The organism is Enorma sp., from assembly GCF_982429025.1.
The window spans coordinates 23615-36951 of record NZ_CEWCAA010000008.1; the positions used below are offsets into that span (position 1 = coordinate 23615).

11 protein-coding genes are annotated in these 13337 nt (G+C 63.1%); 7 read left to right on the forward strand and 4 right to left on the reverse strand.

The features are described from left to right. Positions 1–55 precede the first annotated feature (55 nt). From AC1VS5_RS02655 to feoB, 4 genes are all read left to right on the forward strand, one after another. Entirely contained in the window at positions 56–895 is an 840-nt protein-coding gene (locus tag AC1VS5_RS02655) for an energy-coupling factor transporter transmembrane component T family protein (RefSeq protein WP_481217608.1), read from the forward strand. 147 nt (positions 896–1042) lie between these two features. Continuing rightward, positions 1043–1834, forward strand: coding sequence for a PHP-associated domain-containing protein (locus AC1VS5_RS02660; RefSeq protein WP_481217609.1), 792 nt, complete (start codon positions 1043–1045; stop codon positions 1832–1834). A gap of 7 nt (positions 1835–1841) precedes the next feature. Continuing rightward, complete coding sequence (locus AC1VS5_RS02665) at positions 1842–2672, forward strand: MurR/RpiR family transcriptional regulator (RefSeq protein WP_481217610.1); 831 nt, start codon at positions 1842–1844, stop codon at positions 2670–2672. A gap of 890 nt (positions 2673–3562) precedes the next feature. Then, positions 3563–5923: a ferrous iron transport protein B gene (gene feoB / locus AC1VS5_RS02670; RefSeq protein ID WP_481217611.1), complete on the forward strand. Its 2361-nt coding sequence runs from the start codon at positions 3563–3565 to the stop codon at positions 5921–5923. A gap of 277 nt (positions 5924–6200) precedes the next feature. Here the strand turns inward: feoB and AC1VS5_RS02675 are convergent, their stop codons facing one another. Beyond that, positions 6201–6737, reverse strand: a complete 537-nt coding sequence (locus tag AC1VS5_RS02675; protein WP_481217612.1) for a cysteine hydrolase family protein — start codon at positions 6735–6737, stop codon at positions 6201–6203. Between the two features lie 114 nt (positions 6738–6851). Between AC1VS5_RS02675 and AC1VS5_RS02680 the strand changes: the two genes are divergently transcribed. Further along, positions 6852–7403 carry a uracil-DNA glycosylase family protein gene (locus tag AC1VS5_RS02680; protein ID WP_481217613.1) on the forward strand — a complete coding sequence of 184 codons (552 nt, stop codon included), beginning with the start codon at positions 6852–6854 and terminating at the stop codon, positions 7401–7403. Between the two features lie 146 nt (positions 7404–7549). Here the strand turns inward: AC1VS5_RS02680 and AC1VS5_RS02685 are convergent, their stop codons facing one another. From AC1VS5_RS02685 to AC1VS5_RS02695, 3 genes are all read right to left on the reverse strand, one after another. Continuing rightward, positions 7550–8377 carry a hypothetical protein gene (locus AC1VS5_RS02685; protein WP_481217614.1) on the reverse strand — a complete coding sequence of 276 codons (828 nt, stop codon included), beginning with the start codon at positions 8375–8377 and terminating at the stop codon, positions 7550–7552. Beyond that, on the reverse strand, positions 8374–9099 hold the full coding sequence (locus tag AC1VS5_RS02690; protein WP_481217615.1) for a helix-turn-helix transcriptional regulator: 726 nt from the start codon (positions 9097–9099) through the stop codon (positions 8374–8376). The genes AC1VS5_RS02685 and AC1VS5_RS02690 overlap by 4 nt, the downstream gene beginning before the upstream one ends. A 322-nt stretch (positions 9100–9421) precedes the next feature. Then, complete coding sequence (locus AC1VS5_RS02695) at positions 9422–11212, reverse strand: ABC transporter ATP-binding protein (protein ID WP_481217616.1); 1791 nt, start codon at positions 11210–11212, stop codon at positions 9422–9424. An 803-nt stretch (positions 11213–12015) separates the two neighbouring features. On the opposite strand from AC1VS5_RS02695, the gene rplJ reads away from it, so the two are divergent. Both rplJ and rplL read left to right on the forward strand, forming a co-directional pair. Next, positions 12016–12537, forward strand: a complete 522-nt coding sequence (gene rplJ / locus AC1VS5_RS02700) for a 50S ribosomal protein L10 (RefSeq protein ID WP_276869341.1) — start codon at positions 12016–12018, stop codon at positions 12535–12537. Between the two features lie 104 nt (positions 12538–12641). Then, positions 12642–13019, forward strand: coding sequence for a 50S ribosomal protein L7/L12 (gene rplL, locus AC1VS5_RS02705; protein WP_019127868.1), 378 nt, complete (start codon positions 12642–12644; stop codon positions 13017–13019). Positions 13020–13337: the final 318 nt, after the last annotated feature.

Consider the following 13337-nt stretch of genomic DNA (forward strand, 5'->3'; position numbering starts at 1 on the left):
AGCGTCAAACAAGGGGCTGCCCCCCTATGTGACATGGAAAGGAGATGCGAGCTCGATGCTCGAAAAACTCTCAGAGAACGTCATGGATAAGGTGTCCATCGACTTCCTGCGCAACCAGGTGCTCAGGAACGCGTACGGCAATGACGACACGCCCATCGCCAAGCTCGACCCGCGCGTGCTCATCGTCTGGTATCTCTTCTTCGGCCTCGTGCCGTGGTTCCTCTCCGACGTGACCGTGCTGCTGGGGCTCTTCCTCTTCTGCGCCGTCACCACAAGGCTCGCTCGCGTCGCGCCGCTCGTGCTCTTCGTATTTGCGCTGGGCGTGTTCTCGCAGACGGGCTATCTGTTCATCGTGGCGCTTTTCTTCGGCGGCAGCGTCGAGACGCTCGTTCCCCTGCTCGTGCTTACCCTCAAGGTCACCACCTGCTCGCTTGCGTCGATTACCGTGTTTTCGGGCCTCGACCCCGATCGCCTCTCGAATGGGCTTCTCTGGTTTGGTTGCCCGGAGCGCCTCTCGTTCTCCATCTCGTTTGCCTACCGGATTCTCCCCATCATGTTCGAGGAGCTGCAGAACATCCTGCTCTCTTTCCGCCTCCGCGGCCAGGCGCCGGCGCACGATACGCTCATGGGCAAGCTGCGCTGGCTGGTGTACCAGGTGAAGACCATCGTCCAGTCGTTCTACCCGCTCACGCTCAACATGGCGAAGCGCTCGCGCACCACGGTGGAAGCGCTCGAGCTCAAGGGGTACCGGTACGCATCGTCCAATATGGCCGTGCTCAAGATCAAGCTCTCGTCGCTTGCCATCGGCCGGAACGACCTTATCTTCGCTGCCGTCTCGATCGCCTGGGCCGCGCTTTGCTTCGCGCTGCCCGCTCTCGCGGGCGTGCTTTTGTAGGCGCGCATTGTGCCTGCGCCGGGCGGGCGTGCTGCTGTGGGCGCGCGTCGCGCCTGCCCACGCGGGCGTGCTCAAGTAGGCGCGCGACATACCAGCACCGGGCGGGCGCACCGGCCACTCCAACGGCAATCAATAGAGGGGAAATCAATGAACATCGATTTTCACACACATGGAAAATTAGCTAAGTACCTGGCATTCTCGCCGGCGTACACCGATTGGCTCTTTGGCGAGGCGGCCTCGGCCGGCCTCGATGCCATATGCCTCACCGAGCATTTCAACACGCTCGGATTCGACCAGGTGTATGCCGACATCGCGGCGCGCTTCCCCCGGGAGGGCGACGCCTTCAACGTGAACGGCCTTCTGGTCTTTCCGGGCATGGAGGTGGATGTTGCGGAGAGCGGCCATACGCTCGTGCTCGGTACGATGGAAGAGATCCTCGATTTCAATAGGGCGCTCGAGCCCCATAAGTCCAAGGGGTCCTTTCTTCCGCTCGCGGAACTTGCGGAAGAGGTCCGCCGGCGGGGGCTCTTCTTTGGCGCGGCGCATCCGTTCCGGGCGCCCGGCCACATTCCCGAGCAGCCGCGCGAGGCGCTCGCGGCGTTCCAGTTCGTCGATCTGAACGGCAAGGACCTCGCGCACGACTTCGAGGGAACGATCGCGAAGACCTACGCCTTCGCGCAAGAGCTCGGCGTGCCCGTGGTCTCGGGGAGCGACACGCACCAGGCATTTCAGTATGGATGCGCCGTCACCGTCATGAGCGAGCGCGTAACGACCGTAGCCGACCTGCGTGCGCAGGTACTTTCGGGGAGTTACCGCATTTCCTACGCGTCCGACCTTGCCTTCAAGGTCAAGACGGCGGGCATGCTCAAGCGTGCGCTCAAGGAGATTGACCGCTTGGGCGGCGATTACGTGCAGACGCTCATAGCGGGGGCAGAGTAGGGGAGCCATGACCGATCCGTCGCTTTTTCCCACGGGCGTGGCTTACACGCCCGCCGAGGAGCTCATCATCAACCACATCGTCGAGAAGCCGCGCGAGTTCCTTCTGCAGTCGATTCAAGACGTGGCGGCGAGCCTCGGCATCTCCGAGGCCACGGTGTCGCGGTTCGCGCGCCATGCGGGGTTCGGCGATTTCAAAACGCTGAAGAATGCCGTCGCGGCGCGCTCGCTGGGGCCCGCGGATAAAATGTCGGCAAGTATCGACGAGGGCGCGGGCGACGTGCAGGCGTTTCTGCGCCAGCAGCGCGCGAACGTCGATCGCACGCTCGAGGGGCTCGATGAGGAATCGTTTGCCAGGGCGGTGCATGCGCTCGTGGCAGCGCGGCGCATCTTCTTGCACGGCAAGGGTGCCTCGGCCTGCGTGGCCGAGCTGCTGCGCTTCCGCCTCAACCGCTACGGGATGCTTGTGGAGCTGCTGCCTGCGGGCGGCACGGAGCTCATGGAGGGCCTCGTGCACGCGGGGCCGAGCGACGTGCTCGTGACCTTCGGCTTCCAGCGCGTGTCGCCCGAGGGCCAGGCGCTTTTGGACCATGGCGAGAAGGTTGGCTGCACGACGGTGCTCTTCACCGATCGCTATGTGCGCAGCGCGGGACCGAGAGCGACGATCGAGCTCTATACCTACCGCGGGGAGCCGCGTGCGTATCATTCGATGGCGAGCGCGGTGGCGTTGGTCGACGCGCTTGTGGTGGGCATTGCGGCGCAGCTAGACGGGCCGGCGCTCGAAACCCTCGACCGCATTAAAGAGCTTAAGCGGGCGTATGGTCATCTGCTCGCGCGCTAGGGGAGCGCTGGGGTGGCGATGCGTCGCCCCCAAGAGCTTCTAAGGGGCTTCGAGCTGGATTTCGCGCCCGGTTCCCTCCTCGCTGAGAAGCGTTTTCAACTTTTGGGCACGTAAACGGGGAGCGTCGGAGTAGACGCGGCGCGGTGTGCGGGGAATGCGCAGGTAGGGACGCTGGCACTTTCCCGTCTACTTCGCTTGATCCCCATGGAGTGCCCAAAAGTTGAAAGGTCGGGCAAATGGCGCCTGTACGGCCGTTCAGCTCGTGCCGTTTCGCGTGGTGAACGTTGCGCCGTGGGGTCTCAGCGAGGGACGCATGCCGCGCGCGATTGCAGCCGGTTCGTTGCGTTGTGTCTTAATTCGGGGCATGTCCATTCGCTGCGACAGGATTGGGCGGCATGCGGCAGATGTGAATGCTTGCCGCTGGTCAGCCCGTTTGTCTCGGATGTCGGTAGCGCGAGATTCCGGCGGGCAATGTGTCGCTGCCGCCATCCTGAACTGTCGAAGTAATTGGCATTCCCGTGCACTTGGGCAGCGTGCGAACGCAAGGGGGCGCTCATTCCAATTCATATCCCAGCACGGTTGAAGACCTCTGCGATGATTTTTGATTTGAAGAAAGTTCCCTCTGCTCAAATCGATTCGAAGCCGCTGTGGCCTGCTGTAATGCGGAGACCATCGAAAAGGGCTCTGGAAATGCCTTGCCATGAAGTGACGAGAGGGCTATGGCGCGTAGCGACATCCAACGGCCGCATGAGGGGCGAACAGTGGCAATACGATACTATCTGCACATATGTTCAAATATAAATAATTAACGATATTGCGCTAGGTCGATGTATTGCGATTACAATTCACCGTAGAAATCTTTGGACAGATTCATGCAGAGGAGATATTGCATGAAGCTCGATGAGCTAGAAATCGGCAAGGACGCCATCATCGAATCGGTCGATTCCGGCGATGCCGTCCTGCGGCAGCACATCTTCGATATGGGGCTCACCCCCGGCACCGAAGTGACCATGATGAAGTACGCCCCCATGGGCGACCCGCTCGAGATTCGCCTGCGCGGCTACGAGCTCACGCTGCGTCGAGCCGACGCCGCGCGCATCTCGCTCGCGAACGTGCACGACGCCCATGACTGCCCGCGCAAGAACCCGCAGGCGAGCACGGCGGCTCATCCGGCGTTCGGTGAGGAGCCCGCGCGCCCGCGCCGCGAGGGGTCGGCGCCCCTTCCCGAGACCGCGCCCCTGCGCTTTGCCCTCGCCGGTAACCAGAACTGCGGCAAAACGACGCTTTTCAACCAGCTCACCGGCTCCAACCAACATGTGGGCAACTTCCCGGGCGTGACGGTGGACCGCAAGGACGGCCAGATCAAGGGGCACGCAAACGCCACCATCACCGACCTGCCGGGCATCTACTCGCTTTCGCCCTATACGAGCGAGGAGGTAGTAAGCCGCCAGTTCATCCTGGAAGAGCAGCCGGATGCCATCATCGATATCGTGGACGCCACGAACATCGAACGGAACCTCTACCTTACCCTGCAGCTTATGGAGCTTGATCGGCCCATGGTGCTCGCCCTCAACATGATGGACGAGCTTACCGAGAACGGCGGCACGGTGGACGTGAACGCGCTCGAGGCAGCGCTCGGCATACCGGTGGTGCCCATCTCGGCGGCAAAGAACGAGGGCACGGGCGAGCTCGCCGAGCACGCGCTGCACGTGGCGCGGTATCGCGAGCACCCTGGCCGGCTCGACTTCTGCGCGGCGGACGGTCCGGACGGCGGTGCGCTCCACCGCTGCATCCACGGCATCTGCCACCTGATCGACGACCACGCCCAAGCGGCGCGCATACCCGTACGCTTCGCCGCGACCAAGCTGATCGAGGGCGATCGGTTGGTTACGCAGGCCCTCGCGCTCGAGCAGAACGAGCTCGACGCCGTAGAGCACATCATCTGCCAGATGGAGGAGGAAGCCGGCACCGACCGCATGGCTGCCCTCGCCGACATGCGCTTCTCGTTCATCGAGGGGGTGTGCGACCAGAGCGTGGTAAAGCCCCATGAGAGCCGCGAGCACCTGCGCTCTGTTGCCGCCGACCGTATCCTTACCGGCAAGTACACGGCCATACCCGTGTTCATCCTCATCATGGTGCTCGTGTTTTGGATTACCTTCGACGCGGTGGGGCAGCGCCTCTCCGATCTGCTCGAACTCGGCATCGAGGCATTCACCGGCGTGGTTGATCAAGCGCTCACGGCGTTCGGGCTCAACCCGGTCGTGCACTCGCTCGTGATCGACGGCATCTTCGCCGGCGTGGGCAGCGTGCTCTCGTTCCTGCCCATCATCGTGGTCCTGTTCCTGCTGCTATCCATCCTAGAGGATTCGGGCTACATGGCGCGCGTTGCCTTCGTGATGGATAAGATCCTGCGCAAGCTGGGCCTTTCCGGGCGGAGCTTCGTGCCCATGCTCATCGGTTTCGGCTGCAGCGTGCCCGCCATCATGGCCACGCGCACCCTCCCTTCTGAGCACGACCGCAAGATGACGGTCATGCTCACGCCGTTTATGAGCTGCTCAGCCAAGCTGCCGGTGTACGCCCTGTTCTCGGCGGCGTTCTTCCCCGACCATGCTCCGCTCGTTATGGTCTCGCTCTATATCATGGGCATGGTCGTGGGCGTGCTTGTGGCGCTCGTGCTCAAGGGGACGGCGTTCAAGGGCGACCCCGTTCCGTTTGTGATGGAACTTCCCAACTACCGTCTGCCCTCGGCCAAGACGACGATCCGCCTGGCGTGGGATAAAGCCAAGGGCTTTGTGACCAAGGCGTTCACCATCATCTTCGCGGCGAGCGTGATCATCTGGTTCCTGCAAACGTTCGACCTTCGCTTCGATGTGGTGGCAGACCAGTCCCAGAGCATGCTTGCGGGGCTGGGCACGTTCATCGCGCCGCTGTTCGCGCCGCTTGGCTTTGGGAGCTGGATTGCGGCTGCTGCCATCGTTGCGGGTTTTGGGGCCAAGGAGAACGTCGCGGCGACGCTTACCGTGCTCATGGGCGGATCGGTTGCGGGCCTCGCTACGCTCTTCACGCCGCTGACGGCCTATGTGTTCCTGACATTCGTCCTGCTGTACACGCCCTGCGTGGCAGCGGTATCCGCAGTGCGAAACGAGCTTGGCACGCGCATGATGTGCGCCGTGGTCCTCATGCAGTGCGGCGTGGCGTGGCTGGTGGCCTTGGCCGTGCGGCTGATTGGCTTGGCGCTGGGCTTGGCGTAGCGGCTGGTATGGCGATTTTGGGAGCGGTCACGTAGTTTTTCTTCCGAAAGCCTGTATTTCTGGCAGTTATTTCAACTATGAACGATTCGCGGGGGCATCGGCAGCTGTCGATGCCCCCGCGATGCCTATGCGTGTGTCAAAATCGCAGGATTTTGTTGGCTGGCCGTCCCCGTGGCCCCGATGAGGCACGGCAAAACCCGCGCCTCATCGTTCATAGTTGAAATAACTGCCACAAAAAACGCGTTTCACGCAAAAAGTGCGGCAGCGGGACGCGGTGCTACGCGCCGGCCACCTGAACCTGGCAGCTGCGCACGGTCGCGAGCGCGGCCTGGTGCGCGTCGGGCGTGACGCCGGCGCACAGGCGCGCGTCTACGCTTATGGGCACCTCGGGCAGTGCGGCCTTGATAAGCAGGGCGTTCGATACCACGCAGATATCGGTGCACACGCCGATAAGCTCGATGGACTCAATCGGCTCGGTTGCGTTGGCGTGCGTCAGGTAGTGGACAAGTTCCGTGGAGCCAAAGGTCGGCTTCTCAAACACGCGGGCATCGCGCTCGCGCTGGACGTCGGCGAGTTCGGGGATGAGCTGCCAGCCCTCGGAGCCCTTGATGCAATGGGGAACGGGGAGGTTTTTGCCTTCCTGCGTCTCGGGGTAATCTTCGCCGTGGGTGTCGAGTGTGAAGAGCACCTCGCCATCGAACGCGCGCGCAGCTTCGACGACCGCGGGGGCGATCCCCTGTGCCTCGGCGGAGCCGAGCGTGCCGGTCACGAAGTCGTTCTGCATATCGATGACGATGAGATATCTGCGAGCCATGGAGCCTCCTTGCATGGGGATGGTGTTTGCGTCATGGTAGCAGAAGAGGAGGGGCGCGCGGCGAGCTACCGATGCGCCGTAACCTGCCGGTCACGTGGTGAGAGGAGCTAGGCGATGGGGGAGTACCAGCACATCACGCATGGATTCGATCCGGTCTTCGATGAGCGCTCGCGCGTGCTGGTGCTGGGGTCGTTTCCCTCGGTGCTTTCGCGTGAGAACGCGTTCTATTACGGTAACCCGCAAAACCGTTTCTGGCGCGTGATCGCGGCTTGCGTGGGCGCACCCGTTCCACCGAACGAGGGCGATGCCCTCCCGGGCGGCATCCCCGCTTCGCTCGCCGCTTCCATCGAGGCAAAGCGCGAGCTGCTGCTTGGGCACGGCATCGCACTCTGGGATGTCATCGAGAGCTGCGATATCAAGGGCTCTTCCGACGCAAGCATTAAAAATGTGGTGCCCGCGCGCATCGAGCGCATCGTAGGCTCGGCGCACATCGTGGCGGTGTTTTGCAACGGCGGCACGGCAGGGCGGTTATATCGTCGGTACCTGCAAGATCGGACCGGAATTCCGGCAGTGGTGCTGCCTTCGACCAGCCCGGCGAACGCGTCGTGGAGTCTCGAGCGCTTGGTGGAGCGGTGGTCCCAAGCGTTCGACGAGCTTGCCCGCTGACGGATCGGCGGCTAACCGTCGCCCGCCGGCGAGGGCTATTCGCTGTCGCCCGATAGCGGGGCGGAAATAAACCGGCACCCTTCTGAGTGGCTGCTCACCATTGCCTGCCGGTTGATTGGTGATTCGCCGGTGCCTGCCGGCGAGGGCTATTCGCCAAGCCTTCGACATTTGGATACCACGGAGCGCCACAACGTGTGGGGCGAGGCAACGATGACGCTCGGGGCTCGGTGCTTGGCATCAAGGTTTTCGGCGCCGGCGCCCATGATGTCTTCAAGCTCGTCAAGCGAGCGGCCGAGCCTCACGGCGGCGACCAGGCAATCGACGGCCTCGGAAACATCTCGGCGCCACGCACCGAGCCGCGGCGTTCTCATCAGGCGGGGGAGCAGCGCTCCGTCGGTTACGATGACGCCGCCGATCCAGGGGTGCCCCGCGCTTTGGCAGGCAGATGCCGCGCGCGCGACAACTTCGCGCGCGTCTGAGCCGTCGTGCGCGTTCCCCGCGGCGAGCATGCCGATGGGAGTGCCGGGGCGGACCGCGTCGTTCGCCGCCGCGCTGCCGTCTTGCAGTGCCACGCATAACGTTGCTGCGGCATCCGGTGCCCCTGTTGTGCAGCACGCGGCGCAAATCACAACGTCGCAGCCTGTGAGGCCCCCCGCTTCCAAGGTCGCCGGCAAGCGGTGGCCGGCTTCAAGGCGAGCCCGAACAAACCGTGGCGCAACCGCTGCTGTTCCATTCTGCCGTGCCGATATACGCGTGTACGCAGCGAGCGCATCTGCGAAGTCGTCGAGCAATAACGCTGCGGGGCTCGGGTTAGGGCTTGGGTCTTCGCCGGGGTGCTGCGGCCCGCTGCCCTCACCAGCGTGCCGTGACCCGCAAACCTGGCCGGGGTGCCGAGACTCGCAGCCCTCGTCAAGCTCGATAAGCCCCACGCGCAGCCCCGTTGCCTCGCGCGCCCCTTTCGTAGCGGCCGTCACGATTCCCCCTCCGCCTGCTCGATGACGCAGACGCTTTCGGCGAGGTTGGTCGCTTGCGGGGCATTCTGCGCGTGCGTCTTGATCGATACCTGCACGTGCTGGCCTACCGCAGGCGCAAGGGGATCGGTCTCGGTCTCTTCGGGCACCTCGCCATCCTGTTCGATGGCGTGCGAGTACATGGTGTTGCTGTCAACGGAAATAACCCAGTAACGGTAGTCATACCCGCGGCCGAGGTCTACGACGAAGTCGTCACTGGCCCGGTCGCTCGCCACCACGGTTCCCTCAATGACGTGCAGGTCGGGTTTTGCGGCAACGCAGCAGACGATGAATGTGGCGGCTACGATGCCGAGCAAGGCCAGGCAAGCGATCTTGAGCCATCGGCCGGATGGTTTTTGGCGCGCAGGGGGCGCGGAGTCGCTGCCTGGCACGTCGGCGTCGGCTGCCGTTCCGGCTTCGCTGCAAGCGGCCCGAGGCTCTACGTCGTACCCGGCGCGCCTGTCTTCCTCGCGGGCGTCGTTCCGAACGTCATCCATGAGCGTCTCCATGCCCACTCCGTAGAGCTCGGCCAGCGCGAACAGGTTTTCGGTGCTCGGCAGGGCGTCGCCGCATTCCCAGGAGGAAACCGCCTGGCGGCTCACCGCAAGCTTGCGCGCGAGTTCCTCTTGGCTCAAGCCGTTGGCGCGGCGGAGGCCGTACAGGCGTTGGGCAAGTTGTCCGTTCATGGGAGCCTCCCGGTCAAACGATGCGATCAGGCGATGCGGCGTGGATGTCGCTTACCACATAGTCTATGCGCCGTGCCCGCGCGCGCCACCATGTTCGCCTTGCAATTGTGCAACTTGCGGTTGCGGGGCGGCGAAACGCTTGGCGTTGCGGTGAAGCACCCTGCGCTGTGCAGAAAACCCTGCGTCGCGACGAGACGCCTGGCGTTGCGCTGAAAAACCCAACGCCGCGACGAAGCGCCCGGCACCGCGCTGAAGCACCCGGCACCGCGCTGAAGCACCTTCTGCCGTGCTCAAACACCATCCCGTGCACCGCGATCGAGCCCTATTCGCTCCCCAGGAACGCGCCCGACTGGCGGCTCCACAGCTGCGCATACTCGCCGCCAGCGTGTACCAGGTCGGCATGACGGCCGTCCTCCACGATCTCGCCGTCGCGAATCACCACGATGCGGTCGAGCGCGGCTACGGTGGAGAGCCGGTGGGCGATCACGAGCGATGTGCGGCCGCGCATGAGGTTTTCGAGTGCATCCTGGATGAGCTTCTCGCTCTCGGAGTCAAGCGCGCTCGTTGCCTCGTCGAGCACGAGGATCGGCGCGTCCATGAGGATGGCGCGCGCGATGGCGATGCGCTGGCGCTGCCCGCCCGAGAGCTTCACCCCGCGCTCGCCCACCTGCGTGTCGAGTCCGCGCGGCAGCTTCTCGATGAACTCGAGCGCGTTGGCCTCACGTGCCGCCTGCATAATCTCCTCCTCCGAGGCATCGGGCCGGCCGTAGGCGATGTTCTCGCGCACGGTGCGGTGAAACAGGAGCGGTTCCTGCGGCACGTAGGCGATATGCTGGCGCAAGCTTACTTGGCTCACGTGGGCGATGTCCTGCCCGTCTATCCGTATGCTGCCACCCGAGAGATCTGCCAGGCGAAGCAGCAACGTGGTAAGCGTGGTCTTACCGGAGCCGCTGCGACCCACCAGACCCACACGCTGTCCCGCGGGGATGTGCAGGCTGAAACCGCGGAACACGGCGTCGTCGGCGCTGGCATCGGCATAATGGAAATCGATGTTGCTGAAATCGATGGCGCCTTCCGGTACGGCGAGCTCAGGCGCGCCGGGTTCGTCTGCCACGAGACGCGGCTCGTCGAGCGCCACCGTGAGATCGTGCGCCTCGCCGAACGAGCGGTTGATCTGCTGAAACATCTGGGAAAGCATGTTGAAGCGCCCCGAGAGCGAATTGGTATACGTGAACATCATGACGAGCGTGCCCGCGCTGATGCCGAACCACGCATTGCCGCCGGCGATGAACACCGCGACAAGCCCCATCATGAGCACGATGAGCGAGCTCGTGACCGCGCCGGTTTTCACCGTGCGGCGCATGCGCTGGCTGTCGGCGGCCTTGACCTCTTGGTTGGCCTGCTCGAAGATGCTCTGCTCGTATGCCTCGCGTCCGGCTGTCTTCACCGCCAATATATTAGTGATAGAGTCCGAGAGCTCGCCGGAAAGGCGGTTCTGTGCAGCGGAGGCTGCTGCATTGATGGGGAGAATCTTGCGGTACAGCTTGAATACGATGGCCACGTATGCGATGAGCACCACGAGGAGCACCACAACATAGGCGGGGGCAAGTGGCGCAAGCATGCATATGGTGAGCACCGCGGTCGCTGCGGTGGGTAGCGCCGAGTAGGTGAAATTGTCCATGAGCAGGCTGTATGCGGATATGAATTTCTGCGTGGAGCTTACCAGCGAGCCGCCGAAGCGGTTGGTATGAAAGGTCATCGATTGGTTGGAGAGGGTGTCGAAGGCCAGGCGCCCCAGCTCGTAACCTGCGCGGATCTCAAGCTTGGCGCAGGCGTAGTCCTGCAGCTTGCTGCAAACCTGGCCGGCGATGTTCACGCCGATGAGCGCCAGGATGTATGGCCCGAAAGCGGTTAGGACCTCGTCCGGCCCCACGCCGCCTGCGCCTACCATGTCTACGATTTGGCCCACGATGAGCGGGCTTGCAAAAGTGAGGAAGAACACGTAGCCAAGCGTCACGGCGACATCGAGGACGAACATGGGGAGCTGGATGCGCGTGACGCCCCAAAAGTAGTGCAGCGTGCGGCGCGTGACGGAGGGGGTACGGCTGGACACGGCGTTCCTTTCAACGAGTTTTGCCCGGTATGGTACCGCAAGTGCAGAACGAGGTCATTGGGCGCGGCGCGCGGTCTGTAACGGTTTGCTTGGCATTGTTTTCTCCGGTTGGAGGAGCACTCGGCATCGCTCGCGGATAGATATGTGCGGCTAGAATCGTCCGGCAAAGCCAAAATATTGTGTCGAAAGCAAAAAATGGCTAAAAATGTCGATTTCTGGCGATGGCAGAAGAGAAGCTGGATGGGACGGGCTCGCCCCATAGCGCAATTTGCGGGGCTGCGAGACGGCTAACAGGCAGGATACGCGTCTCCGATCCGCCAAGGGGGTTCCATGAAGGCCGCGACGCCCCCTCGACGCACGCGCGGATTGCCATAAATCGACATTTTTAGCCAAACTTGGCCTGCAGGCAAAGCAATTCGGCTTGCGCATCGTCTGAATGGAGCGTAGAAGGCCATCAACGAGGAAAATATGTGCACATTTCCTGCGCCACTGCCGCTTGTCGGTTGACGCGCGTTCTGCAACGCGGCATACTAACACCCGGTTCACGCACGGACCCGCTGCCAGAGACAGCCGGTGCCGCGGGGAGCACTTCGGTGCACACCCAAGGCTCAATGGGGAAACCCGCCAGCCGAGGTGGTCGAGCAGATAGCTCAACTTTGCATGTCTTCTCGCCCCCGTCGCTCACGCAGCGCGGGGGTTTCTTTTTGAAACGCGGAAACCCGGTTTCTGCGTTTCATTTCCGAGGCATCCCCGCCACAGTCTTCGGCGGCCCGTGCCCGGAAAGCAACGAGGAGGTGTAACGAATGCCACAGCAGTACAAGATCGACAAAGTCGCCGAGATCGAGGAGCGCGTGGAGGCCAGCGCTGGCCTGTACGTGATGTCCTACAACGGTCTCACCGTGAAGCAGGCTCAGGAGCTGCGCCACGCGCTTCGCGAGGCCGGTGCGGAGATGAAGGTTTACAAGAACAATCTCGTCCGCCTCGCCCTCAAGAACCAGGAGCAGCCCGAGATCGACGATATCCTCGCCGGCCCGCTGGCTTACGTCTTCTACAAGGAGGAGCCGGTGAGCTCTGCGAAGGTGCTCAAGGACTTCGCCCAGAAGGCCAAGGGTGTCATCGAGGTGAAGGGCGGTATCTCCGAGGGTAAGGCTATTACCGCGGAGGACGCCAAGGCCATGGCCGACCTGCCCACCAAGGATCAGCTCCTTGGCCAGATCGCCGGCCTCATCAACGGCTTCGCTCGCGACATCGCGGTCTGCGTCAACGGCGTGTCGAGCGGTCTCGCCCGTACCGTCCAGCAGATCTCCGAGCAGAAGGCTGCCTAGCAGCCGCGCGTGGCCCGGCCACGCACCCCGGCGCGCTCGCGCGCCACGTGAAGTTTCAGCTCCGCGCCCAGCGTTGGGCGTGGTAACCGAAAGGATTGCTTACCATGGCTAAGCTTACCAACGAAGAGATCATCGAGGCTCTTAAGGAAATGACCCTGCTCGAGGCTTCCGAGCTCGTCAAGGCCATCGAGGAGACCTTCGGCGTCTCCGCCGCCGCCCCCGCCGCCGTTGTGGCCGGCCCCGCTGCCGCCGCTCCCGCCGAGGAGGAGAAGACCGAGTTTGACGTCGTGCTCGAGGGCTTCGGCGACAACAAGATCCAGGTCATCAAGGTCGTCCGCGAGCTCACCAGCCTTGGCCTCAAGGAGGCCAAGGAGGTCGTCGAGAACGCTCCGAAGGCCGTGCTCGAGGGTGTCAAGAAGGAGGACGCCGACGCTGCCAAGGAAAAGCTCGAGGCCGCCGGCGCTGCCGTCTCCCTCAAGTAAGTTTGGGCAGGCGAAGCGCCTGCTCGGACATGCCGCATGATCGGCTGCAGCCCATGTGTTGCACTACGGGGTTCGAGATTCGTCTCGGACCCCGTTTTTTTGCGCTTGCTTCCTTATCTTAAGGCTGCGCTTCATTTCGCAAATTGAGGTCCTTGATCTTGCTTTTTCTTGGGTGAGAAACGGCAAAATCCAGGACCCCAATTGCGCCGTGTGGTGGGCGATCAGGGCGGCGCGGGCCTCGATAGCTCTCCAGGCATCCATTCACACGCGGAGGGCGACCGTTCGCGGTAGACATATGAGGGGGAGCCTTGGAATTTG

Excerpts from the sequence above, each read along its gene's own strand:
- AC1VS5_RS02665 (WP_481217610.1), top strand. The coding sequence starts at position 1,842 with ATGACCGATCCGTCGCTTTTTCCCACGGGCGTGGCTTACACGCCCGCC.
- AC1VS5_RS02690 (WP_481217615.1), bottom strand. The coding sequence starts at position 9,099 with ATGAACGGACAACTTGCCCAACGCCTGTACGGCCTCCGCCGCGCCAAC.
- rplJ (WP_276869341.1), top strand. The coding sequence starts at position 12,016 with ATGCCACAGCAGTACAAGATCGACAAAGTCGCCGAGATCGAGGAGCGC.
- AC1VS5_RS02680 (WP_481217613.1), top strand. The coding sequence starts at position 6,852 with ATGGGGGAGTACCAGCACATCACGCATGGATTCGATCCGGTCTTCGAT.
- AC1VS5_RS02675 (WP_481217612.1), bottom strand. The coding sequence starts at position 6,737 with ATGGCTCGCAGATATCTCATCGTCATCGATATGCAGAACGACTTCGTG.
- rplL (WP_019127868.1), top strand. The coding sequence starts at position 12,642 with ATGGCTAAGCTTACCAACGAAGAGATCATCGAGGCTCTTAAGGAAATG.
- AC1VS5_RS02660 (WP_481217609.1), top strand. The coding sequence starts at position 1,043 with ATGAACATCGATTTTCACACACATGGAAAATTAGCTAAGTACCTGGCA.
- AC1VS5_RS02655 (WP_481217608.1), top strand. The coding sequence starts at position 56 with ATGCTCGAAAAACTCTCAGAGAACGTCATGGATAAGGTGTCCATCGAC.
- feoB (WP_481217611.1), top strand. The coding sequence starts at position 3,563 with ATGAAGCTCGATGAGCTAGAAATCGGCAAGGACGCCATCATCGAATCG.